The sequence below is a fragment of the Curtobacterium sp. KBS0715 genome (assembly GCF_005938005.2).
In the GTDB taxonomy this organism is placed as follows: Bacteria; Actinomycetota; Actinomycetes; order Actinomycetales; family Microbacteriaceae; genus Curtobacterium; species Curtobacterium flaccumfaciens.
On the sequence record NZ_VCCA02000001.1, the window covers coordinates 2580552 to 2603033 of the forward strand.

Sequence of the window (22482 nt, forward strand, 5' to 3'; positions counted from 1 at the left end):
GGTCCGGAACGTGTCAGATCGTCATCCTTGGACCAGGTACGTCGCGATCGGTGACTCGTTCACCGAGGGGATCGGGGATCCCGACCCCACCGTCCCGGGCGGCAACCGCGGCTGGGCGGACCGCGTCGCCGAGGTGCTCGCACACCAGACCGACGACTTCGCGTACGCGAACCTCGCGATCCGCGGGCGGCTGCTGCAGCAGATCGTCGACGAGCAGGCCGAGGCCGCCGTCGCCCTGCACCCGGACCTCATCACGGTGTCCGCCGGCGGCAACGACATCATCCGCCCCGGCTCGGACCCGGACGAGCTCGCCGAGCGCGTGGACCGGCTCGTCGCCGACCTGCGCCGCGACGGAGCCACCGTCGTGCTGTTCACCGGCCCGGACGTCGGGATGACCCCGGTGCTCGGCATGGTCCGCGGCAAGACGGCGATCTACAACGAGAACCTGCACGCCATCGCCCTGAAGCACGGCGCCCTGGTGGCGAACATGTGGGCACTCCGGGTGCTCCGGGACCCGCGGATGTGGGCTCCAGACCGCCTGCACCACTCCCCGATGGGCCACTCGACGATCGCCGCGGCGGTGCTCGACACCCTCGGCGTGCCGCACGGGCTCGAACCGTTCAACCCGGACCCGCTCGAGGCTCGGCCGTGGCGCGAGGCCCGCGCCGAGGACCTCGGCTGGGCCCGGGAGTACCTGGTGCCGTGGGTGGTCCGGCGCATCAAGCACACCTCGTCCGGCGACGGGGTGTCGGCGAAGCGACCCGAGCTGCAGATCGTGACCGAGCACCCCTCCGACACCCCGTAGACGCAACGCGGCGCGGAGCCGCGGGCCCTCAGTCCGCGGGGCGCCGCAGCGTGAGCGGTCCGTCGTGCAGCGGCTCGGTCTGCCAGCTCGTCGTCGTCGATCCCGTGGCGGGGTCGATCCGGACGTGCGCCAGGTGCGGGGTCTCGACGAACCGCACGTCGACACGGACCGTCCCGTCGTCCGCGACGGCACCGCTCGCGGCGAGCGGGCCCTCGGCGGCCCACTCCCCCTGCCCGACCGGCACCGACAGGGAGCCGCCGTCGACGTCGAGCGTGAGCCGCCACCCGTCGCCGTCGCGGGCCAGCGGACCGACGTCGGCGAGGCCCTGCAGCGGACCACCGTCCACGGCGGGCAGTCCCAGGGAGGCGAGCCGGGCCTCCAGGGCGGATGCCGAGGCCGCGTCGGACGCGCGGTCGACGGCGGGCAGCAGGTGCTCCCAGACCGCGTCGAGGACGGCCTGCATGTCGAGGCTCTGGCCGGTCATCGCGAGCACGACGTCCTGCTCCGGCAGGACGACGCAGAACTGACCGTAGGCGCCGTCGCCGCGGAAGCCGTGGCGGGCCATCCAGAACTGGAAGCCGTAGCCCTGGGACCAGTCGGGGTTGGCCTCGTCCGGGTTGGCGACCTGCGTGCTGGTCGCCTGCTCGACCCAGTCGGCGTCGAGGATCCGCTCGCCGTCCCAGACGCCGCCCTGCAGGTACAGCTGGCCGAGCTTGGCGACCGCGTCGGTCGGGGCGTAGCACCCGCTGTACCCGAGCTCCGCGTCGGTGTCGTCGCGGCGCCAGGCGAGGTCGTCGATGCCGAGCGGGTCGAGCAGGTGCGGGCGGAGCCACGCGACGAGGGAACCGCCGGTCACCCGCCGGACGATCTCGGCGAGGGTGTAGGTGCACGGCTGGTTGTAGGCGAAGACCGTGCCGGGCTCCGCGTCCGGCGGGAGCAGCAGGAACCCGCGCACCGTGTTCGTCGGGTCGAGGGCCTGGGCGCGGTCGATCGTCTCCTCGCGGTGGCCGCTCGCCATCGCGAGCAGGTGCCGGACGCGGATGCGGCGGCTGCGCTCGTCGGTGACGTCGGCGTCGAGCTCCGGGAAGTACGACAGCACGGTCGCGTCGAGGTCGATCAGGCCCGCCCGGACGGCGATGCCGACCCCGGCGGCGGTGAAGCTCTTGCTCAACGAGTAGAGCAGGTGCACGCGGCCGGCGGCGTAGGGCTGCCACCAGCCCTCGGCCGCCACCTGGCCGTGCCGGAGCAGCATGATGCTGTGCGGCTCCACGTCGGGCGTGGACTCGAGGGCGTCGAGCAGGGCGGTCACGCCGCCGGGATCGATGCCGAGGGCGGCGGGGGTGGTCCGGGGGAACGTCGTCATCGTCGTCACCCGACCGACTCTACGGTCGGCGGTCGACGGGCGTCACGCCCCCTGGAACGGGTTCGTCCAGCGCCACCAGACGCCGGGGTCGTCGATCGTGCGCTCGAGCGCGAGCGGCACCGTGACCGGGTCGTGGTCGGAGATGCGGAACCGGACCTGCCCGACCCGCTCGCCCTTCGTGCCGAAGGTCACCTGCTGCAGCTTCGCCTTCGCGGTGACGGTGGTCTTGCCCCACACGAGTACCTCGGCGGCCTTCGTCGTGACCGCGTCGGCCTCGTCCTGCCACGGGGTCGAGAAGGTGCCGAAGGTCTGCCCCTGGTGGGTGAGCGTCACCACCTGGAAGTTGTCCGCCACGGACCGCAGCAACCGCTGCACGTCGACGTCGAGGGAATCGTGGTCGACACCGCCGAGCATCACACCGACGACGGTGACGTCCCTGCCACCGCGCTCGTACGTCGCCGCGAACAGCAGACAGGCGCCGGCCTCGTCGAGGGTGCCGGTCTTGATCCCCTCGATACCGTCGAGCCCGAGGAGCTTGTTCGAGTTCTCGATCTCACCGACCGTCGGGATCGTGACGTCCTTGGTGCCGACGATGTCCTTGACGACCGGGTTCGCCAGCGCGAGCTGCCCGAGCTCGACCAGGTCGGTGGCGGTCGAGGTGTTGTCCGGGTCGAGGCCGGTCGGCTCGTGGATCGTCGTGTCGTCCAGACCGTGTTCGTCGAGCCAGTCGTCCGCCGCGTGCTCGTAGGCGGCGATCGACCCGAAGGCCCAGATCGCGAGCGCGCCGGCGTAGTTGTTCGCCGACTTCATCAGCATCACCTGGAACGCCTGGTGCTCGGTGAGCTGCAGACCGGCCGGCATCGGGGCGACCTCGCCGTTCTGCGCCGCGTACTTGGCGTACAGGCCCTCCATCTGCTTCGTGAAGCGGATGGACGGTCCCGACTCCCCCGCGGCCATCGGCTTCTCGTCGAGCACCACGAGCGCCGTGACGACCTTCGTGATGCTCGCGATCGACCGTGGCTTCGTGTCGCCGCTGGTGCGCAGGCTCTCCGGGAAGTCCGTCGCCTCGACCGCCGTCGCGCCGTACCCCGGGAAGCTCAGGGCCGGGACGGTCGTCTTCGGTGCCGAGTAGGTGGTGGTGCTGGCGCTCGCCGGGCCGAACGGCACGACGGCCGCGGCGACGAGGTACCCGGCCACCAGGATCAGGACGGCGACCACCGAGATCGTGACCGGCCTCCGGACGGCGGAGCGGGGGCGGCGGACGACTGGTGACACGGGACCCGAGCGTACCGGTCCGCTCCTAGGCCGAGGCTGCGACGGGCTGGTCGGGCTGGCGTTCCGGAGCGGGGGCCGCTGCGCCACCGGCGTCGGCCGCGACGACGGTGCCGGCCGGCTCGGGCCGGGCGAAGGTCAGGCGGCGGGACAGGTACGCGAACACCGGACCGAGCGCGTTCATCAGCACGACCGACACCCAGGCTGCCCAGGCGTTCCCCGGGTCGAAGCCGAAGCCGCCGAAGCACGTCGCGAAGAACGAGGCGAACCCGAGGAACATCCCGGGGACGAGCCCGAACAGCTTCGTCCGCCCCGTGTACATCAGAGCGCAGTTCACGACGAGGATGAGCAGCGCCAGCACGGTGTTCTGCGCCGCCTGCCCCTCGCCGAGCAGGGTGCCGAACCGCTGGTCGAGCAGGACGATGACCAGGCCGAACGCCGACCCGATCGGCATCGCGGCCCACAGGCGGGTGGCATTCCGCAATGTTGGCTTGCCGCCGAGCAGGAACATCCCCGCCCAGCTGATGAAGATCGCCCAGGTCGGCAGGTGCAGGGCGTTGCCCCCGATGAACGCCGTGGCACCGGCCAGGACGGAGGCGACGATCTCGTGCGGGATCCGTTCACGCATGGCTGAGTTCCTTCGATCGGTTCGTGGTGCGGCTGGTGGTGAGACGGACGGTCCGGGTGGTCTCGGCGACGACCCGGCCGCGCTTGAGGACGAGGGCACGGTCCGGCCGGTCGAGCAGGACGCCGTCCGGGTCGGTGGTGGAGAGCACGACGAGGTCGGCGGCGGCGCCGGGCCGGATGCCGTGGTTGTCCGCGACGCCGACGACCTCGGCCGCGCCGGTGGTGGCCATGGCGAGCACCCGGCGCAGGTCGTCCGGGCCGGACAGGTGCCCGGTCTGCGCCAGGAGCAGCCCGACGTCGAGCAGGTCGGCGTTGCCGAACGGGGTGAAGGCGTTCCGGACGTTGTTCGACGCGTAGGCGCTCGTCACACCGGCGTCCCAGAGTTCGCGGACCGGCACGACCCCGCGCCGCACGTCGTGGTCGTCGGACCGTCCCCCGAGGTGCAGGTCGGTCGCGGGCAGCGGCACGACGGCGACCCCGGCGGCAGCGAGGCGGTCGAACAGCAGCCGGCGCTCGCCGCGGGGCAGGCTCGCGACCGAGGTCACGTGACCGAGCGCCACCCGTCCCTGCAGCCCGCGGGCGGTCACGCGGTCGGCGATGTGCCCGGCGAGGGCGTACCGCGGGTCGGAGGTGTCGTCGGCGAAGTCGGCGTGCAGGTCGGCCGGCACCCCGAACTCCTCGGCGAGGTCCAGGACCGTCTCGACGTGCTCGTGGCACGCGGCCAGGGTGTGCTCGTTGTAGGTGCAGCCCCCGATGACGTCCGCCCCCGCGGCGAGCGCCTGACGGAGCAGTGCGAGGGTGCCCGGCGCCTTGGCGATGCCCTCCTGGGGGAACGCGACGATCTGCAGGTCGAGGGCGTCCCGGTACTCGTCGCGCAGGCCGAGCAGCACCTCGACGCCGGTGAGCCCGACGATCGGGTCGACGTCGGGGTGTGCGCGGACGAGCGTCGTGCCGTTCGTGACGGCCTGGTCGAGCAGGGTGCGGGCGCGGTCGCGGACGGTGGCGTGGGTGAAGCCGCGCTTGAGCTCCCCCGTGACGGCGATGGCGCCGGCGAGGGTGCCGTCGGGGTTCGGGCGTTCCCGGTCGAGCAGGGCCTTGTCGACGTGCAGGTGTGCCTCGATGAGCCCGGGGATGACCACGCGCCCGGCGCAGTCGACCACGCGGGTGGGAGCAGCACCGGTGGCGGTGCCGTGCGCCGAGCCCGGACCGGGCAGCGCGTCGGTCACGCTGACGATCACGCCGTCGGCGATCGCGACGTCGACGGAGCGGCCGTCGGTCAGCCGTGCGTTGGTGAGGACCAGGTCCACGTCGAACCCTCTTCCGGTCGGTGCGGGTGGGACGTGCTCCACCATTCGCCCGCCGTGTTTCGGGTTCCGACGCCGCGTGTGACGGCCGTGTAAAAGATGGTCGTACCAATGAACCAAGCAGACCAACCGGCCCTACGGTCGAGGGCATGCACCGTGGACGGACCCTGAGCGCGGCGACCGCCGCCCACCTCGGCACGCTCGTGCTCGACGACCTGCAGCCCGGCGACAAGCTGCCGCCGGAACGCACCCTCGCCGAGGACCTCGCCGTGTCCCGCACGACCATCCGCGAGGCGCTGCAGGAACTCGAGCGCCGGCGCCTGGTCTCCCGGACCCCCGGCCGTGGCACCGTCGTGCTGCCGCGACCGGAGGAGGCGTCCGCCCTGCTCGACCACCACCGCGACGACCTGGACCACCGGGCCGAGCACGTCGCCGAGTTCCGGACCGTCGTCGAGCCGCAGGTCGCCGGACTCGCGGCGGCGCGGGCTGGCGAGGCCGACCTGCTGACCCTGGAACGCATCCTCGCCGCGACGCACGCTGGTCTGAGCCCGGAGGAGTCGCTCGCCCAGGACGTCGCCTTCCACGTGCAGGTCGCCCGCACCTCGGGCAACCCCCTGCTCGTGTCGTTGTGCGAGCTCAGCAGCGGTTGGGTGCAGGACGTCCGTGCCCGCTCGCACAGCACCAGCGAGGGGCGCCGGTCGTCGTTCGAGTGGCACGAGCGGATCCTCGGGCGGATCCGGGAGCACGACGTCGAGGGCGCGACGCAGGCGATGGCCGACCACCTCGCCGACGTGGCCCACCTGGTCGGACGGAGGACGGACCGATGACCACCGCACACGAGACCACCGCCCCGGCGGTGGCGACCCTGCAGCCCGGCGCCGGACCCGTCCGCGGCGACCACTCCCTGCCCGTCGACCCGGAGACCGTCCTGTGGGGTCGCCTGCCGGGCGGGGGTGACACCCCGGCCCTGACCATCGCCCCGGGTGAGTCGGTCACCATCGACACGGTCAGCCACGAGGGGATCCTCCCCGACCAGGGCAGCGACCCCGTTGCCTGGTTCGGCGACCACGGCGTCGCACCGGAGCACGTTCTCGCTGACGCCGTCGCGATCGCCCGCTCCGGCCACCGCGACCCCGCGGCGGACGGTCCACACGTGGTGTCCGGGCCGATCGCGGTGCGCGGTGCCCGTCCCGGGGACGTGCTGACCATGACGGTCCTCGAGACCCTGCCCCGGGTGCACTACGGCGTCGTGTCGAACCGGCACGGCCGCGGTGCCCTGCACGGTGAGTTCCCGGTCGACGGCACGACGGTGAGCGTCTTCGCCGACGTCGTGGACACCGAGCAGGGCCGGCGGGGCCGCATCCCGCTCACCGCCGCCCGCGACCGCTTCGCGCACTTCCCCCTCGCCCCGTTCCTCGGGATCATGGGCGTCGCCACCCCCGGGGAGCGGCTGCACTCCGTCCCGCCCGGTCGCCACGGCGGCAACATCGACGTCAACCTGCTGCAGGCCGGCTCGCAGCTGCACCTGCCGGTGCTCGTCCCCGGCGCGCTCGCCCACGTCGGTGACCCGCACTTCGCCCAGGGCGACGGCGAGGTGGCGCTCACCGCGATGGAGGCCTCGCTCCGCGCCACGATCCGCTTCGACCTGACCCCGGCCGCCGAGGCGACCGCGCGGTTCGGGGACCTGGTCTGGCCCGTCGCCGAGACGCAGGAGTTCCTCGTGCCCACCGGCATGGACCCCGACCTCGACGAGGCCGTCCGGCAGTGCGTCCGGCACGCCGTCGCGATCCTCGGCGCGCGCTGGGGCATGGAACGCCACCTGGCGTACGCGTACCTGTCCGCGGCGACCGACTTCAACATCTCGCAGGTGGTGGACCTGGTCACCGGTGTCCACGCCCGCATCCGCAAGGCCGACTTCGAGGAGCCCGTCCGATGACCACGTCCGCCACGTCGACGGCGCCCGACGGACTGCTCGAGGCGCTCGACGCCTACGAGACCGCCCTGCTGGCGAACGACCTCGACGCCCTCGACGCCGCCTTCGTCGACTCCCCCGGCACGATGCGCGGCGACGACCGTGGCTTGCTCGTCGGGCACGACGCGATCAGCGCGTTCCGCGGGGCACGGGGTGGGGTCGCCACCCGGTCGCTGACGCACGTCGAGGTCCGCCCCCTGACCGAGGACCGCGCCCTCGTCGTGTCGGTGTCCCGCTTCGCCGCGGGTGGGCAGGGCCTCCAGACCCAGCTCTGGTGCCGCGACGGCGGCACCGGCTGGCGCATCGAAGCGGCGCACGTCACCGGCCGCCCCAGGGCCGTCGACACCACCGTCTGGCGGGCCGTCGGCGACCCGCTCGTCGCCCCCACCGCCTCCGGATCGCTCGACGGCCTGACCGTCGCCGTCAAGGACCTCTACGCGGTCCCCGGCCAGCCGGTCGGCGCGGGCAACCCGACGTACCTGCGCGAAGCACCGGTCGAGACCGCGCCCGCCGCAGCGGTCGCCGCGCTCCTCGCCGCCGGTGCCTCGATCCGCGGGATCGCGCGCACCGACGAGTTCGCGTACAACCTGACGGGCCGGAACGCGCACCACGGCACGCCGCCGAACAGCGCGGCTCCCACCCGACTGCCTGGAGGCTCGTCCAGCGGATCCGCGTCGGCCGTCGGCCTCGGCACGGCCGAGATCGGGATCGGCACGGACACCGCGGGATCGGTCCGGGTCCCCGCCTCGTACCAGGGGCTCTGGGGCCTCCGGACGACCCACGGCTCGGTGTCCCGCGACGGGCTGCTCCCGCTCGCGCCGTCGTTCGACACCGTCGGGTGGCTCACGCGGAGCCCGGTGGTGCTGCTCGCCGCACTCGACGCCACCGTCCCGCCACCGTCGGCGCCCGGCGGGACGCTCGATGCGACAGTGCTCGTCGTGCCGGAGGAATTCGTCGCACTCGTCGAACCGGCCGTCGCCCGCGCCTTCGCCGCCTTCGTCGAAGCGCTCGACGAACCCGTCGCGACCGTCCGACTGCGCGACCTCGGCATCCCGGCCCCCGCAGCGCTGCAGGAGCAGATGCGCCTCGTCCAGGCCGCCGAGGCCCTCGCCGCCCACGGCCCCTGGATCGACGCGCACCCCGGCGCCCTGAGCACCGTCGTCGGTGACCGGTTCCGCGTGGCACGGGCGAACGACCCCGACGCCACCGCGGACGCCGTGGCACGTCTCGACGAGGTCCGTGCGACGATCCGCCGTGCCCTGGACGGTCGGACCCTGCTGTTCCCGACCGTCCCCGGACCCGCACCCCTGCTCCACGCGGACACCGCGGCGCTCGAGCGCACCCGCACCGCCACCACGGCGATGACCGCGCTCGCGAGCGTCGGTGGGCTGCCCGCGCTGAGCGCACCGGCGCTGACCGTGGACGGCGCGCCCGTCGGCGTCTGCCTGGTCGGTGGGCCGGCCACCGACCGTGCCCTGGTGATCCGCGCCGGGGGCATGCTGCCCGACCAGGCCGCCCCGGGCCTCCCGACGGTCTCGGTGGTGCGCTAGGAGGCGAGCCGCCGGGCGTGGGTGACCGCCCACAGACCCACGGCGCTCGCCGCGGCCACGTTGAGCGAATCGACGCCGTGCGCCATCGGGATCCGGACGGTCGTGTCGGCCGACGCGATCGCGGCCGGCGTCAGCCCCTGCCCCTCGGTGCCCATCAGGAGCGCGACCCTGTCGGGCAGATCAGCCACGAAGGCGTCGAGGTCGACGGACTCGTCGGTCAGTGCCATCGCGGCCAGGTGGAAGCCCTGCGCGCGGAGTTCCTCGCCCGCTGCGGGCCAGTCGCCGATGCGGGTCCACGGCACCTGCAGGACCGTGCCCATGCTCACGCGGACACTCCGGCGGTAGAGCGGGTCGGCGCACCGCGGGCTGACGAGCACCGCGTCGGCGCCCAGGCCGGCGACGCTGCGGAACACCGCGCCGACGTTCGTGTGGTCGACGATGTCCTCGAGCACGACGACGACCTTCGCGTCCCGCACCACGTCGGCGACGCTCGGCAGCTCGGGGCGCTGCATCGCGGCGATCGCACCGCGGTGCATGCGGAACCCGGTGAGCTCCTCGAGCAGGGCGTCGGCACCGACGAACACGGGGCCGTCGTGCTCCGCGACCAGGGGCAGGACGCTGTCGAGCCACTTCTCCTGCACGAGGATGCTCCGGGGCACGTGGCCCGCTCGGACCGCGCGCTCGATGACCGTGTTCGACTCGGCGATGTACAGGCCACCCTCGGGCTCCGAGACCCGGCGGAGCGCCACGTCGGTGAGCCGGGCGAAGTCGTCGAGACGGGGATCGTCGAGGGAGTCGATGCGGACGGGGTGCACGGGGCTCGTTTCGGTGTGGTGCGGGGAGTGTGGGTGGTGTGGGGCGCGGCGTGGGTCCGGTGGGGCGGCGCTGGAGCGCATCCGTGGATGGTCCGCTCCGCCTGGGAAGCGACCGGGACGGTCGGGTGTTGAGGGTACCGTGAACAGGGTGCTGGATGATGCTGCGTCGACGACCGGACCGACCACCGGGGCGGCCGCCGGATCGGTGACCGCCGACGACCTGGACCGCGTCGTCGAGGTGCTCGGCGGCAAGCGCATCGCCGTGCTCTCCGGTGCCGGTCTGAGCACCGACTCCGGCATCCCCGACTACCGCGGCGCCGGGCGGGTGGTGCGCAAGCCGATGACGTTCCAGGAGTTCCTGGCCGACCCCGCCAAGCGTCAGCGCTACTGGGCCGGATCACACCTGGGCTGGCGGAGCTTCGCGGCCGCCGTGCCGAACGACGGGCACCGGGCGCTCGCCGCACTCGAGGACGCCGGGATCGTCGCCGGGGTCATCACGCAGAACGTGGACGGTCTGCACCTGCGCGCCGGGTCCCGCCGCGTCGTCGAGATCCACGGCTCGATGGACCGCGCCGTGTGCCTGCGGTGCGGCCAGGTGTTCTCCCGCTCCGACCTCGCCGCCACCATCGACCGGGCGAACCCCTGGATCGACGAGCCCGGGTCCGTGCAGCTGCAGCCGGACGGCGACGTCGAGATCGCCGACGTCGAGCGGTTCGTCGTCCCCGCGTGCTCCGTGTGCGGCGGCGACCTGAAGCCCGACGTCGTCTTCTTCGGCGAGTTCGTGCCGGCCGAGAAGTTCCGCGAGGCCGTGTCGATCGTCGCCGACGCCGACGCGCTGCTCGTCGTCGGTTCCTCCCTCACCGTGAACTCGGGTGTGCGGCTGGTCGACCACGCTGCACGCCGCAAGAACCCGGTGGTCATCGTGAACCGCGGCGAGACCCGGAGCGACCGACGCGCGGCCGTGAAGCTCGAGGCCGGCACCACCGAGACGCTCGTGCACCTGGCGGAGCGGCTCAGCGCGGCGGCTTCGACCGACTAGCGCGGTCGCGGTCGGCGGACGGGGCTGCGCGGTCCCCGGACGGGCCTGCCGGGTGCGTCTGCGAAGATCGACGGGTGACGACCCTCCTGTACCTCGTCCGGCACGGCGAGACCGACTGGAACGCGCAGCGCCGCATCCAGGGCTCGACCGACATCCCGCTCAACGACACCGGACGACGGCAGGCCGCCGAGGCCGCCGAGCTCCTGACCCGCCGGCCGTTCGACGCGGTCGTCGCGTCCCCGCTGTCGCGTGCGGCCGAGACGGGCGCGATCATCGCCGACCGCCTGGGCCTCGACGCACCGACGACGTACCCGGGCCTGGCCGAGCGCTCCTACGGCGAGGCCGAGGGCCTGACCGACGACGAGGTGTCGGCACGGTACCCGCACGACGACATCCCCGGCCGGGAGTCCCGCTCCGCGCTGCTCGCCCGCGTCACCGAGACCCTCGGCGAGATCGCGGTCCGGTTCGACGCCGGCGTCGTCGTGGTCGCGACCCACGGCGCGGTGATCCGCAGCGTCGTGAACGCCGCAGCCCCCGGCACCGCCGACCGCCGCCACACCCCGATCCGGAACGGGTCCATCCACTCGTTCCGGTGGGACCCCGAGCGCTTCCACGCCGAACTCGTCCGGTTCGACGACCCGATCGACGACGTGTCCGATGCCACCGGAGGCTCGGCGTTCGAGTACCAGAACCCCTTGGAGCGCCGGGGCTGACCGGGGACTAGGCTCCGACGCACCCGCACGCCGGGGTGAGGGGAGCGACATGTCCGACGACGGAACCAGCCGACACGGCCAGCACGCCCTCGACCAGCAGGACGACGACCTCGACCGGGTGTTCGGTCCCGGGACGGCCAGCGTCCCCACCCGCACCCGGGCGCGCACCTGGTTCATCATCGGCGGGAGTGTCCTGGCGGTCGCCGCGGTCATCGCGGTGGTGCTCGGCTCGGTCATCGGGAGCGTCCAGAACGGCATCGGCGGGGTCTTCCCGCGGCCCGATGTCGCGCTCGACCGGTTCGACACGCGGGTGAGCGACCTGCCCGGCGTCACCGACGTGCTGCACCACACGCCGTCGAAGACCGCGTTCGCGAGCTACGACGCCATCGCCACCGTCCGCGCCGACCCCACGCTCGACACCGCCGCCCGGCGTGACCTGGTCGCCGCCATCAGCCGAGCAGCCGACGAGTCGGGCGGCAACGGCGTCCGGGTCGTGGTCATCGCCGACCTCGGCAACCTGGAGATCGGCGTCACCGGTGCCGGCGAGGTCGCGGCGAAGCGTCTGGCACTGGCGGACACGCTCGACCACATCGGCGGCGTCACCGAGGTCCGCTGCTCGTGGGAGCGCGGCGGTGACCCGTCCGACACCCCAGGCGACCAGTTCGTCGTCGTGCGGACCCCGGGTCGGGGAGCCGCGGTGCCGCCGATCGTGGCGCGGGCGACCCAGGAGACCCAGAAGGTGTTCCCCGGGGCGGACGTGCAGGTCATCGCGGCGAAGTGATCGTGCGGCGGGTGCCGGTGAGGGGGCGGGAGCGCGGGCGCGGACGACGCGGAACGACACCGTCGCCGTCGTACGACATCGACCTCGTCGTTCGGCATCGGCACCAACCGCGAGACCGCGCGAGCGCCAGCACCAGCACCGCACCAGCACCAGCCCTCAGCCCCGCCGGTCCCCCACGGCCCGCTCGACGGCCCGGACGACCTGCTCCGCCGAGTCCTGCCACCGGAACCGGCCGGCACGCTCGATCGACTGCCGCGAGGCCTCGTCCCACCGTTCCTCGACCCGCCGGACGGCCGCGGCGACGGCGGACGGCGACGCCGGGTCGAAGTACTCCGCAGCGGAGCCGCCGATCTCGCGGAAGATGGGGATGTCGCTGACGACGACCGGGGTCCCGACGCCCATCGCCTCGACGAGCGGGATGCCGAACCCCTCGTCGTACGACGCGGTCGCCAGCGCCGTGGCCGAACGGAGCACGGACAGGTACTCCTCGTCGGTGGCGCCGTCGTGGAACACGATCGCCCCAGCGGGCGCGAGCCCCTCGAGCCGTGCCCGGTCGGCGTCGGACACCCGCGACATGCAGTGCAGCGTCCAGTCCGCCCCGAGGAGCGGCAGCGCCGCCGCCAGGGTCTCGACGTTCTTGTACGGCATGAACGAGCCCATGTAGACGAGCGAGCGTCGACGTGGCGCTCCGGCCGACCGTGGTGTCGCCGGGTCGGCCGCGTTGTAGGCCACGGTCACGGGTCGTCGCGTCAGCCGGTGCTCGGTGATCAGCCCGGCGGTCGTCTCCGACACCGTCACCACCCCGTCGGCGCCGTTCAGCAGGAACCGCTGCGGCGCCCAGGACAGGTGGAACGCCCGCCAGCCGAGCCGCAGCGGCCACGAGAACTCCCGCGGGGGCGTGCGGTTGCGGTAGTAGATCAGGTCGTGCAGCGTCAGGACGAGCGCGTACCGACGGCCCCGCGACCCCATCGTCTGCATCGGCGAGAACACCGCGTCGAGCCCGAGCCGGTTGACGCGCCGGGCGACGAGCGGCTCCCCCGCATCCGTCGGCGCGGGCAGCAGCTCCCACGGCAGGTCGCTCGGCAGCGACTCGAGCTGGCGCTCGTCACTGACGAGCAGCACGTACTCGTGACGGTCCGGCAGGTGCGCGACGACCCCGGCGGTGAACCGGCTGATGCCGTCGTGCCGACCGATCCGCACGTACCGGCAGTCGATGCCGATGCGCAGGCGCGTCACGACGCGTCCGCCGTCCGGGAGGCCCGCCCCGCCCCCGACGGTCGGCTGTCCGTCGTGGCCGCGCCCCGTCCAGGGCGTCCCTGGCGTCCGGTCCGTCGGGTCGTGTCCGCCATCCGGCGGAGCACCGCCGCCGCGGCCGGAGCCGGCGTCTCGTAGTGCACCAGGTGGCCGACACCCGGGATCACGACGAGCTCGGCGTCACGCAGGCGCTCGGCGAGTGCGCGCTGTTCGGGGACGGCGGTGATGTCGTCGTGCTCGGCCGCGACGAGCAGCACGGGCACCGTGATCCGGTCCGCGTACTCGGAGACATCGTGGGTGACCGAGGTGCGGAACGCTTCGAGCACGCTCGTGCGGTTCGCGAAGGCCGAGAAGTACCGGTCGTGCTGGTCGTGCACCCACCGGCGGACCGCGGGGTCGTGGGACTTCAGCATCGCGATGCTCATCGCCCGGACGATCGCGCCGTTCCGCAGGATCCCGAGCCCGATCGGCTTCGGCAGCACCGCGCCGGCGCGGTAGTACCCGATCGCGATCGCGGTCCCCACGGCACGCGGTCCCTGCAGGGCCGGGGCGGCGATGGGGTTGACGAGGACGAGCAGTCGGGTGTCGAGCCCGGCGGCGACGGTGGCCGACACCACGATCGACCCGAACGAGTGTCCGAGCACCACGGTGTCGCGGCCGAGCCCGAGCGCGGCGTGGAACCCGGTCAGCCAGGCCACGTACGCGTCGATGTCCGACACCGGCAGCGGATCGGACACGCCGAAGCCGGGCAGGTCGGGCACGATCACCCGCACACCCTGCAGGTGCGCGGCGATGGTCTCGAGGCCGTGGTGGTCCCCGCGGAACCCGTGCACGGCGAGCACGGTGCGATCCGAGTCCTCGGGCCCGTAGACCCAGTAGTGCGTGGTCCGGCCGTCGACCTGGACGGCCCGGTGCACGACCGGGGTGGCGGCCATCAACGACTGGTACGGGGAGAGCACGGGCGGTTGCATCCGCGCCAGTCTAGGGAGCGAACCGCACGAAACCCCGGACACCCGCAGCATCTCGCGCCTATCGTGTCCGGGGCGGGCCGTCGACCGGTCCGTCGATGACGACGAGGAGCACGGTGACCTTCACAGCCCCGATCCAGCTGCCCGGCCTGACGCTCGACCCGCAGTGGTACAAGCGCTCGGTCTTCTACGAGTGCATGATCCGGTCGTTCGTCGACTCCAACGGAGACGGCATCGGCGACATCCAGGGCGTGATCGGCAAGCTCGACTACCTGCAGTGGCTCGGCGTGGACGCCCTGTGGCTGCCGCCGTTCTTCCAGTCGCCGATGCGCGACGGCGGGTACGACATCGCCGACTACCGGGCGATCCTGCCGGAGTTCGGCACGCTCGACGACTTCCGCGAGCTCGTCACGAAGTCGCACGAGCGGAACATGCGCATCGTGATCGACATGGTGATCAACCACACCAGCGACCAGCACGAGTGGTTCCAGCAGTCCCGCGAGGACCCGGACGGACCCTACGGCGACTTCTACGTCTGGCGGGACACCGACGAGGACTACTCGAACATCCGCATCATCTTCGTCGACACCGAGGAGTCCAACTGGACCTTCGACCCGGTCCGACGCCAGTTCTTCTTCCACCGCTTCTTCTCGCACCAGCCCGACCTGAACTTCGAGAACCCCGCGGTCATCGAGGCGATCTACGACGTCGTCCGGCACTGGCTCGACATGGGCGTCGACGGGCTCCGGCTCGACGCGATCCCGTACCTGTTCGAGTCCGAGGAGGGCAACGGCGAGGGCGAGCCGGAGACCCACGAGTTCATCAAGAAGCTCCGCGCCATGGTCGACGACGAGTACCCCGGCCGCGTGCTCCTGGCCGAGGCGAACCAGTGGCCGCGCGAGACGGCGGCCTTCTTCGGCACCGACGAGGAGCCCGAGTGCCACATGGCGTTCGACTTCCCGGTGATGCCGCGCATCTTCTACTCGCTCCGTGCCCAGCACGCCGCCGAGCTCAAGGCGATCCTGTCCGAGACCCTCGACGTGCCGGCCAGCGCGGCGTGGGGTGTCTTCCTCCGCAACCACGACGAGCTCACGCTCGAGATGGTGAGCGAGGAGTACCGGCAGGCGATGTACGGCTGGTACGGCTACGACCCGCGGATGCGCTCGAACATCGGTATCCGCCGACGCCTCGCTCCCCTGCTCGACAACTCGCGCGCCGAGCTCGAGCTCATCCACGCGCTGCTGTTCTCGCTGCCCGGATCGCCGTTCCTGTACTACGGCGACGAGATCGGGATGGGCGACAACATCTGGCTGCCGGACCGCGACTCGTCGCGCACACCGATGCAGTGGACGCCGGACCGCAACGCCGGCTTCTCCACCGCCGACCCGGGCAAGCTCTACCTGCCCGTCGTCCAGTCGCTCGTGTACAACTACGCGCAGGTCAACGTCGAGGCGCAGCTCGCCCAGTCGCGCTCGCTGCTGCACTGGGTCCGGAACGTCATCCACACGCGCAAGGCCCACCCGGTGTTCGGCCTCGGGTCCCTGCACGTGCAGGAGACCTCCAACGACTCGGTCCTCGCCTTCGTCCGCTCGTGGGAGGGCTCCGGCCAGCAGTTCGGCCCGTCCGCCGAGGACGTCCTCTGCGTGTTCTCGTTCGCGACGAACCCGACCTCGGTCACGGTGTCCGCTCCGGAGTTCGCGGGGCGTCCGCTCTACGACCTGTTCGGCGGCGGTTCGTTCCCGTCCTTCGACGAGGACGGCAACGTCACGCTCACCATGGGCACGCAGTCGTTCTACTGGCTGCACGTCGGCGCGCCGACCCGGTAGTCGGGGGTGTCGGTGCGTCCCGTTAGCCTGACCGCGTGACGTTCCCCACAGCACAGCTCGACGCGCCCGCTCCGTCCCAGGACCTCACGGGTCGCCCCTGGTGGCACGCGCTGGGCGTCTTCGACCTCGAGACCACCGGGGTCGACGTGGAGACGGCCCGCATCGTGACCGCCCACGTCGGCCTCATCGACATGACCGGGGCCTCCATCGTCGAGGGTGCGTGGATCGCCGACCCCGGCGTGCCGATCCCCGAGGGCGCCGCCGCCGTGCACGGGTACACCACCGAGCGTGCCCAGGCCGAGGGACGTCCCGCGGCCGAGGTGGTGGCCGAGATCATCGCCGCGATCGAGGCCGTGTTCGCCCGGGGCATCCCCCTGGTGATCTACAACGCCCCGTACGACCTCACCGTCCTCGACCGCGAGGCGAAGCGCCACGGGTTCGCCTCCCCCGTCATCGGCAACGTCGTCGACCCGCTGGTGATCGACAAGGCGCTCGACACCTTCCGCAAGGGCAAGCGCACGCTCGAAGCCGCCTCCGAGCTCTACGGCGTCACGCTCGACGACGCCCACGACGCCGGAGCCGACGCGATCGCTGCCGGGCGTGTCGCCCAGGCCATCGCGGGCAAGTACCCGGACGAGCTCGGCATCTCCGCCGAGGAACTCCACCGCAAGCAGGTCGGCTGGTGTGCCGAGCAGGCCACCTCGTTCCAGGACTACATGCGCAAGAAGCGCGACCCGAACTTCACCGCCGACGGCCGCTGGCCGCACCGCAACGGCGCCTGACCACGCACAGCCCCCGCAAAACACCGGTGTTCGCGCGCCGAACACCCGCAGAACGCGGCGTGACGCGCGAACACCGGTGTCTTGCGGCCCAGGGCCCACGGCCGCACAGGTGTCTTGCGGCCCAGGGCCCACGGCCGCACAACGCGAACGGGCGGCCCTCCTGCAGGAGGACCGCCCGTGGGCGTTGCGTGGGGGCTGCTTACTTGCTGAAGCCCTTGAAGCGCTGGTTGAACTTCTCGACGCGACCGGCCGAGTCGAGGATGCGCTGCTTGCCCGTGTAGAACGGGTGCGAGGCGGACGAGATCTCGACGTCGATGACCGGGTAGGTCGCACCGTCGAGCTCGATGGTCTTGTCGCTGTTCGCGGTCGAACGCGTCAGGAACGTCTCACCGGAGGCCAGGTCGCGGAAGACGATGGCGCGGTACTCGGGGTGGGTGTCGGTCTTCATGGAGATTCCTCGATAGCGGTGATGGGATTGCGCGAACTGCGCGGGAAGTCGTCGGCTTGCGCCAGCCGTCCACGATACCAGAGAGACGGCGGGATCGCAGCGCTACGCGGCGCGTGCCGTGTAGCGACCGGCGTCCTTGGTGACCGAGAGGTCGATGCCGAACGCCTCGGTCAGGGTCTGGTCCGTCAGGACCTCGTCGATGGGGCCGGCTGCCTGCACGTGGCCGTCGGCGAGGACGAGCGCGTGAGTGAACCCGGCCGGGATCTCCTCGACGTGGTGGGTCACGATGACGATGGCCGGCGAGTCCGCGCTCTGGGCGTAGCCGCCGAGGGTGCGGACGAGGCTCTCGCGGGCGCCGAGGTCGAGCGACGCGGCCGGTTCGTCGAGGAACAGGATCTCCGGGTCGGTCATCACGGCGCGGGCGATCTGCACGCGCTTCTGCTCGCCATCGCTGAGGTCGCCGAACGTGCGGTCGGTGAAGGACCCCAGGCCCCACTCCTCGAGCACGCGCTGCGCACGGCGGACGTCGAGCTCCTCGTACTCCTCGTTCCAGCGACCCGTCACCGAGTACGCCGCGGTGAGCACGACGTCGATGACCTTCTCGGTCACCGGGATGCGACGTGCCAGCGCGGTCGACGCGAAGCCGATGCGCGGGCGGAGCTCGAACAGGTCGGCGCCGCCGAGCTCGGTGCCGAGCACCTCGACGTCGCCCGAGGTCGGGAACGTCTGGGCGCCGGCGACCTGCAGCAGCGTGGTCTTGCCGGCACCGTTCGCGCCGAGCACGACCCAGCGTTCGTCGTCCTGTACCTCCCACGAGATCGCGTCGAGGATGGTGGCCCCGTTGCGGACCACGGAGACGTCTGACAAGCGCACGACCGAGGGCATGCGACCAGCCTACGGGTTCTGGCCGAGCACCTGGTCGTAGACCTGCCGTGTCCTGGTGGCGATCGCGTCCCAGGTGAACTCGGTCTCGACACGGAGCCGTCCGGCGCGTCCCATGAGCTTCGCCAGCCCCTCGTCGGCGAGCACCTCGGTGAGGGTCGCGGCGAGGTCGGCCACGAAGCGGTCGGGGTCGGTCGGGGTGCCGGTGCCGTCCTGCACCTGCTCGATCGGGACGATGCGGCCGGTGAGCCCGTCGGCGACGACCTCGGGGATGCCGCCGGTGCCGGTGCCGACGACCGGGATGCCGCACGCCATCGCCTCGAGGTTCACGATGCCGAGCGGCTCGTAGACCGACGGGCACACGAAGACGGTGCCCGAGGACAGCACGTTCACGATCTCCTGGTGCGCGAGCATCCGGTCGATCCAGACGACGCCCTCACGGTCGGCTCGGAGCCCGTCGACGAGCTCGGTGACCTCGGCCAGGATCTCGGGGGTGTCCGGCGCGCCCGCGCACAGCACGATCTGCACGTCCGACGGCAGCGACGCCACGGCACGGAGCAGGTACGGCAGGCCCTTCTGGCGGGTGATGCGTCCGACGAACACGACGCTCGGGCGCGTCGGGTCGATGCCGAGGGCGCGCACGGCGTCCTCGTCGACGGTCGGCTTCCACGCGTCGATGTCGATGCCGTTGTAGACGACGTGGACCTTCGCCGGGTCGATCGACGGGTACGAGCGCAGGATGTCCGCACGCATGGCCTTGGAGACCGCGATGACGCCGTCGGCGTGTTCGAACGCCTCGCGCTCCATCCAGCTGGACAGGCGGTAGCCGCCGCCGAGCTGCTCGGCCTTCCACGGGCGGAGCGGCTCGAGGCTGTGGGCGGTGACGATGTGGGGGATGCCGTAGGTCAGCTGCGCGATCCGGCCCGCGGAGTTCGCGTACCAGGTGTGGGAGTGCACGAGGTCGGCACCCTCGACGTCGGCCGCGATGGCCACGTCGGTGCCGAGGGCCTGCAGCGCGCCGTTCGCCTGGCCGAGGCCGTCCGGGGTCCGGTAGCCCCACACGTCGGGTTCGTCACGGAAGGCCCCGAAGGCCCGGACACGGACTTCCGTGTCCGTCCCCGACCGCAACGCGGCGGTGAGTTCGGACACGTGGACACCCGCTCCGCCGTAGACCTCCGGCGGATACTCCCTGGTCAGCAGATCGACTCGCACTGGTTCAACGTAACCGGTTCCCAGTGCTGACGCCTACTGTGAGCGGCATGGCACCAAAGAAGGTCTTCGGCATCGTGCTCGCCGGCGGCGAGGGCAAACGACTCATGCCGCTCACGGCCGATCGCGCGAAGCCCGCCGTCCCGTTCGGCGGCAACTTCCGTCTCATCGACTTCGCACTGTCGAACCTGGTCAACTCCGGTCTGCAGAAGATCGTCGTCCTGACCCAGTACAAGTCGCACAGTCTCGACCGGCACGTCGCGGAGACGTGGCGCATGGAGGGGCTGCTCGGCTCCTACGTCGCGTCCGTCCCCGCGCAGCAGCGACTCGGCAAGCGCTGGTTCGCCGGCTCGGCCGACGCGATCCTGCAGTCGCTCAACCTGCTGCGCGACGAACGCCCCGACATCGTCGTCGTCGTCGGTGCTGACCACGTGTACCGGATGGACTTCCACCAGATGGTCGAGGCGCACATCGCCTCCGGCCGGAGTGCCACGGTGGCGGCGATCCGTCAGCCGATCGGGCTCGCCGACCAGTTCGGCGTGATCCAGGTGGCCGACGACGACCCGACGAAGATCGAGGCGTTCCTCGAGAAGCCGAAGGACGCCGTCGGGCTGGCCGACTCGCCCGGCGAGATCCTGGCCTCGATGGGCAACTACGTGTTCAACGCGGACGCCCTCGTCGACGCGGTCCTGCGCGACGGCCAGCTCGAGACCTCGGCCCACGACATGGGCGGCGACATCGTCCCCGACTTCGTCAACCGCGGCGACGCCGGCGTGTACGACCTGCAGCGCAACGAGGTCCCCGGTTCCACCGACCGCGACAAGTACTACTGGCGCGACGTGGGCACCATCGACTCGTTCTTCGACGCCCACATGGACCTCATCGCGCCGGTCCCGGTCTTCAACCTGTACAACCAGGACTGGCCGATCTTCAACCAGCAGACGAACCTGCCGCCGGCGAAGTTCGTCCGCGACGCGAACGGCAACACCGGGTCCACGGTGGACTCGCTCGTGTCGCTCGGTTGCCTGGTGTCGGGTGCGCAGGTCGAGCGCAGCATGATCGGGCCCTGGTGCTCGATCGACTCCGGCGCGAAGGTCCTCGACTCGATCGTGTTCGAGCGCGCCACCATCGGTGCCGGAGCGGTCGTCAACCGCGCCATCCTCGACAAGGACGTCGTCCTCGCGCCGGGTGCGCAGGTCGGCGTCGACCGAGAGGCCGACGAGGCACGCGGGTTCACCGTCACCGAGTCGGGCATCACCGTGGTCGGCAAGGGCGTCCGCGTCGACGCGTAGGGAAGCAGACACCCGGGGCGCAGCCCCATCGGACGGCCTGGAGGCACGGCTCGCGTCACGGACGCAGCCGTGCCTCCTTCAGTCGGTACCGTTGGTGCGTGCCCCGCTTCCTCGTCGTCCTCGATGCCGATTCCACCCTCCTCGAGGACGAGGTGATCGAACTGCTCGCCGACAGCGCCGGGACCCGGCCACAGGTGGCGGCGATCACGGAGCGCGCCATGCGCGGGGAACTCGACTTCGCCGAGAGCCTCCGGGAGCGTGTCGCGACCCTGGCGGGCCTCCAGGCAGACGTCTTCATCCGCGCACAGCAGGCGGTCCGTGTGACGCGGGGCGCCGACCAGCTCGTCCGCGCGGTGCACGCCGCCGGCGGCACCGTCGGCGTGGTGTCCGGCGGGTTCCACGAGGTGCTCGACCCGTTCGCCGAGCAGCTCGGCCTCGACCACTGCCGGGCGAACCGCCTCGAGGTCACCGACGGCGTGCTCACCGGTCGCGTGCTCGGCGACGTGGTGGACGCACACGCCAAGGCCGTCGCGCTCCACGAGTGGGCGGACGCCGACGGGGTCGACCCGGCACGGACGATCGCGATCGGGGACGGCGCCAACGACCTCGAGATGATGCGCGTCGCGGCGCTGTCGGTCGCGTTCGACGCGAAGCCGCGCGTGCGGGAGCAGGCGGACGTCGCGGTCGTCGACCGCGACCTGTCCGCCGTGCTCGCGACGCTCGGGCTGCGCGGCTGATCAGTCCGAGGGCTAGTGGCCCATCCCGAGGCCGCCGTCGACGGGGATGATCGCACCGGAGACGTACCCGGCGCCGTCGCTCGCCAGGAACAGCGTGGCGTCGGCGACGTCGTCGACCGTGCCGTAGCGGGCGGCCGGGATCGCCTTCTTGAACTCGGCCTGCAGCTCGTCGGAGAGCGCGGCGGTCATGTCCGTCTGGATGAAGCCGGGCGCGACGACGTTGGCGGTGATCCCGCGCGAGCCGAGCTCACGGGTGATCGACCGGGCCATGCCGACCAGGGCGGCCTTCGAGGACGCGTAGTTGACCTGGCCGATCTGGCCGTAGGCACCCACGACGCTCGACATCAGCACGATGCGGCCGAACTTGGCCTTCATCATGCCCTTCGTGGCGCGCTTGACGACACGGAAGGTGCCCGTGAGGTTCGTGTCGACCACGCTGGTGAAGTCGTCCTCGGACATGCGGAGGAGCAGCTGGTCGTTCGTGATGCCGGCGTTCGCGACCAGGACCTCGATCGGGCCGAGCTCGGCCTCGACCTGCGTGAACGCGGCGTCGACGGAGGCCGTGTCGGTGATGTCGGCCTGCACCGTCAGCGCGCCCTCGGGACCACCCTGACCGCTGCGCGACGTCACGGCGACCCGGTGGCCGGCGGCGACGAACCGCTCGGCCAGCGCGTGGCCGATGCCGCGGTTGCCGCCGGTGATGAGGACGGTACGGGGGGTGCTCATGGTCGCTCCGTTCGGTGGGATCTGCTCGGCACGCGGTGCCGGGGACCCGGCGGACACGCCCGGACGAGCGTACCGGAGCGGACCACCCCGCCGGTTCGCGCGCGGCGCACCCACGAT

22 protein-coding genes are annotated in these 22482 nt (G+C 72.1%); 11 read left to right on the plus strand and 11 right to left on the minus strand.

Annotated features, from left to right (window positions below):
* The first annotated feature begins 10 nt into the window (after positions 1-10).
* Complete coding sequence (locus FFG40_RS12360; RefSeq protein WP_138803535.1) at positions 11-805, plus strand: SGNH/GDSL hydrolase family protein; 795 nt, start codon at positions 11-13, stop codon at positions 803-805.
* A gap of 28 nt (positions 806-833) precedes the next feature.
* Here FFG40_RS12360 and FFG40_RS12365 read toward each other — a convergent pair whose 3' ends face one another.
* Genes FFG40_RS12365 through FFG40_RS12380 form a run of 4 tightly spaced genes read right to left on the minus strand, consistent with a single transcriptional unit; the run spans position 834 to position 5374 of the window.
* Complete coding sequence (locus FFG40_RS12365; RefSeq protein ID WP_185974238.1) at positions 834-2168, minus strand: serine hydrolase; 1335 nt, start codon at positions 2166-2168, stop codon at positions 834-836.
* 42 nt (positions 2169-2210) lie between these two features.
* The gene (locus FFG40_RS12370; RefSeq protein ID WP_138803537.1) at positions 2211-3443 is read right to left on the minus strand and encodes a D-alanyl-D-alanine carboxypeptidase family protein; all 1233 of its coding nucleotides are present in this window, start codon (positions 3441-3443) and stop codon (positions 2211-2213) included.
* 25 nt (positions 3444-3468) lie between these two features.
* Entirely contained in the window at positions 3469-4068 is a 600-nt protein-coding gene (locus FFG40_RS12375; RefSeq protein WP_138803538.1) for a DUF1097 domain-containing protein, read from the minus strand.
* Complete coding sequence (locus FFG40_RS12380) at positions 4061-5374, minus strand: amidohydrolase family protein (protein WP_138803539.1); 1314 nt, start codon at positions 5372-5374, stop codon at positions 4061-4063. The genes FFG40_RS12375 and FFG40_RS12380 overlap by 8 nt, the downstream gene beginning before the upstream one ends.
* Positions 5375-5520: 146 nt before the next feature.
* Here FFG40_RS12380 and FFG40_RS12385 point away from each other — a divergent pair, with 146 nt between their 5' ends.
* The 3 genes from FFG40_RS12385 to FFG40_RS12395 are packed head-to-tail and all read left to right on the plus strand — an operon-like array spanning position 5521 to position 8893.
* Entirely contained in the window at positions 5521-6198 is a 678-nt protein-coding gene (locus tag FFG40_RS12385) for a FadR/GntR family transcriptional regulator (protein WP_138803540.1), read from the plus strand.
* Positions 6195-7307: an acetamidase/formamidase family protein gene (locus FFG40_RS12390; RefSeq protein WP_138803541.1), complete on the plus strand. Its 1113-nt coding sequence runs from the start codon at positions 6195-6197 to the stop codon at positions 7305-7307. The genes FFG40_RS12385 and FFG40_RS12390 overlap by 4 nt, the downstream gene beginning before the upstream one ends.
* A complete protein-coding gene (locus FFG40_RS12395) occupies positions 7304-8893 on the plus strand; it encodes an AtzH-like domain-containing protein (RefSeq protein ID WP_138803542.1) in 1590 nt (529 codons plus the stop codon). Before FFG40_RS12390 ends, FFG40_RS12395 begins: the two co-directional genes overlap by 4 nt.
* Here FFG40_RS12395 and FFG40_RS12400 read toward each other — a convergent pair.
* Positions 8890-9708, minus strand: a complete 819-nt coding sequence (locus tag FFG40_RS12400; RefSeq protein WP_138803543.1) for an RNA methyltransferase — start codon at positions 9706-9708, stop codon at positions 8890-8892. The genes FFG40_RS12395 and FFG40_RS12400 overlap by 4 nt on opposite strands.
* 205 nt (positions 9709-9913) lie before the next feature.
* On the opposite strand from FFG40_RS12400, the gene FFG40_RS12405 reads away from it, so the two are divergent.
* The 3 genes from FFG40_RS12405 (at position 9914) to FFG40_RS12415 (ending at position 12241) form a co-directional block, all read left to right on the plus strand.
* On the plus strand, positions 9914-10747 hold the full coding sequence (locus tag FFG40_RS12405) for a Sir2 family NAD-dependent protein deacetylase (protein WP_138804003.1): 834 nt from the start codon (positions 9914-9916) through the stop codon (positions 10745-10747).
* Between the two features lie 74 nt (positions 10748-10821).
* A complete protein-coding gene (locus FFG40_RS12410; protein WP_111192616.1) occupies positions 10822-11460 on the plus strand; it encodes a histidine phosphatase family protein in 639 nt (212 codons plus the stop codon).
* 49 nt (positions 11461-11509) lie between these two features.
* On the plus strand, positions 11510-12241 hold the full coding sequence (locus FFG40_RS12415) for a hypothetical protein (protein WP_138803544.1): 732 nt from the start codon (positions 11510-11512) through the stop codon (positions 12239-12241).
* Between the two features lie 156 nt (positions 12242-12397).
* Here the strand turns inward: FFG40_RS12415 and FFG40_RS12420 are convergent, their stop codons facing one another.
* Positions 12398-13468, minus strand: a complete 1071-nt coding sequence (locus FFG40_RS12420) for a glycosyltransferase family 1 protein (RefSeq protein WP_027465666.1) — start codon at positions 13466-13468, stop codon at positions 12398-12400.
* A gap of 5 nt (positions 13469-13473) precedes the next feature.
* Positions 13474-14466, minus strand: coding sequence for an alpha/beta fold hydrolase (locus tag FFG40_RS12425; RefSeq protein ID WP_250895647.1), 993 nt, complete (start codon positions 14464-14466; stop codon positions 13474-13476).
* Positions 14467-14579: 113 nt separating this feature from the next.
* Here FFG40_RS12425 and treS point away from each other — a divergent pair, with 113 nt between their 5' ends.
* Together treS and FFG40_RS12435 are read left to right on the plus strand one after the other, a co-directional pair.
* Complete coding sequence (gene treS, locus FFG40_RS12430) at positions 14580-16289, plus strand: maltose alpha-D-glucosyltransferase (protein WP_027465667.1); 1710 nt, start codon at positions 14580-14582, stop codon at positions 16287-16289.
* Between the two features lie 35 nt (positions 16290-16324).
* Entirely contained in the window at positions 16325-17071 is a 747-nt protein-coding gene (locus FFG40_RS12435) for a 3'-5' exonuclease (RefSeq protein WP_027465668.1), read from the plus strand.
* 199 nt (positions 17072-17270) lie between these two features.
* Here the strand turns inward: FFG40_RS12435 and FFG40_RS12440 are convergent, their stop codons facing one another.
* From FFG40_RS12440 to glgA, 3 genes are all read right to left on the minus strand, one after another.
* Positions 17271-17519: a type B 50S ribosomal protein L31 gene (locus tag FFG40_RS12440; RefSeq protein WP_017887280.1), complete on the minus strand. Its 249-nt coding sequence runs from the start codon at positions 17517-17519 to the stop codon at positions 17271-17273.
* 102 nt (positions 17520-17621) lie between these two features.
* Positions 17622-18404, minus strand: a complete 783-nt coding sequence (locus FFG40_RS12445; RefSeq protein ID WP_017887279.1) for an ABC transporter ATP-binding protein — start codon at positions 18402-18404, stop codon at positions 17622-17624.
* Positions 18405-18413: 9 nt separating this feature from the next.
* Entirely contained in the window at positions 18414-19613 is a 1200-nt protein-coding gene (glgA, locus tag FFG40_RS12450; protein ID WP_138803545.1) for a glycogen synthase, read from the minus strand.
* 47 nt (positions 19614-19660) lie between these two features.
* Here glgA and FFG40_RS12455 point away from each other — a divergent pair, with 47 nt between their 5' ends.
* Positions 19661-20902, plus strand: coding sequence for a glucose-1-phosphate adenylyltransferase (locus tag FFG40_RS12455; protein ID WP_071244725.1), 1242 nt, complete (start codon positions 19661-19663; stop codon positions 20900-20902).
* Between the two features lie 98 nt (positions 20903-21000).
* Positions 21001-21639 carry a phosphoserine phosphatase SerB gene (gene serB, locus FFG40_RS12460; protein ID WP_138803546.1) on the plus strand — a complete coding sequence of 213 codons (639 nt, stop codon included), beginning with the start codon at positions 21001-21003 and terminating at the stop codon, positions 21637-21639.
* 12 nt (positions 21640-21651) lie between these two features.
* Here the strand turns inward: serB and fabG are convergent, their stop codons facing one another.
* On the minus strand, positions 21652-22365 hold the full coding sequence (gene fabG / locus FFG40_RS12465; RefSeq protein WP_027465673.1) for a 3-oxoacyl-ACP reductase FabG: 714 nt from the start codon (positions 22363-22365) through the stop codon (positions 21652-21654).
* Positions 22366-22482 lie beyond the last annotated feature (117 nt).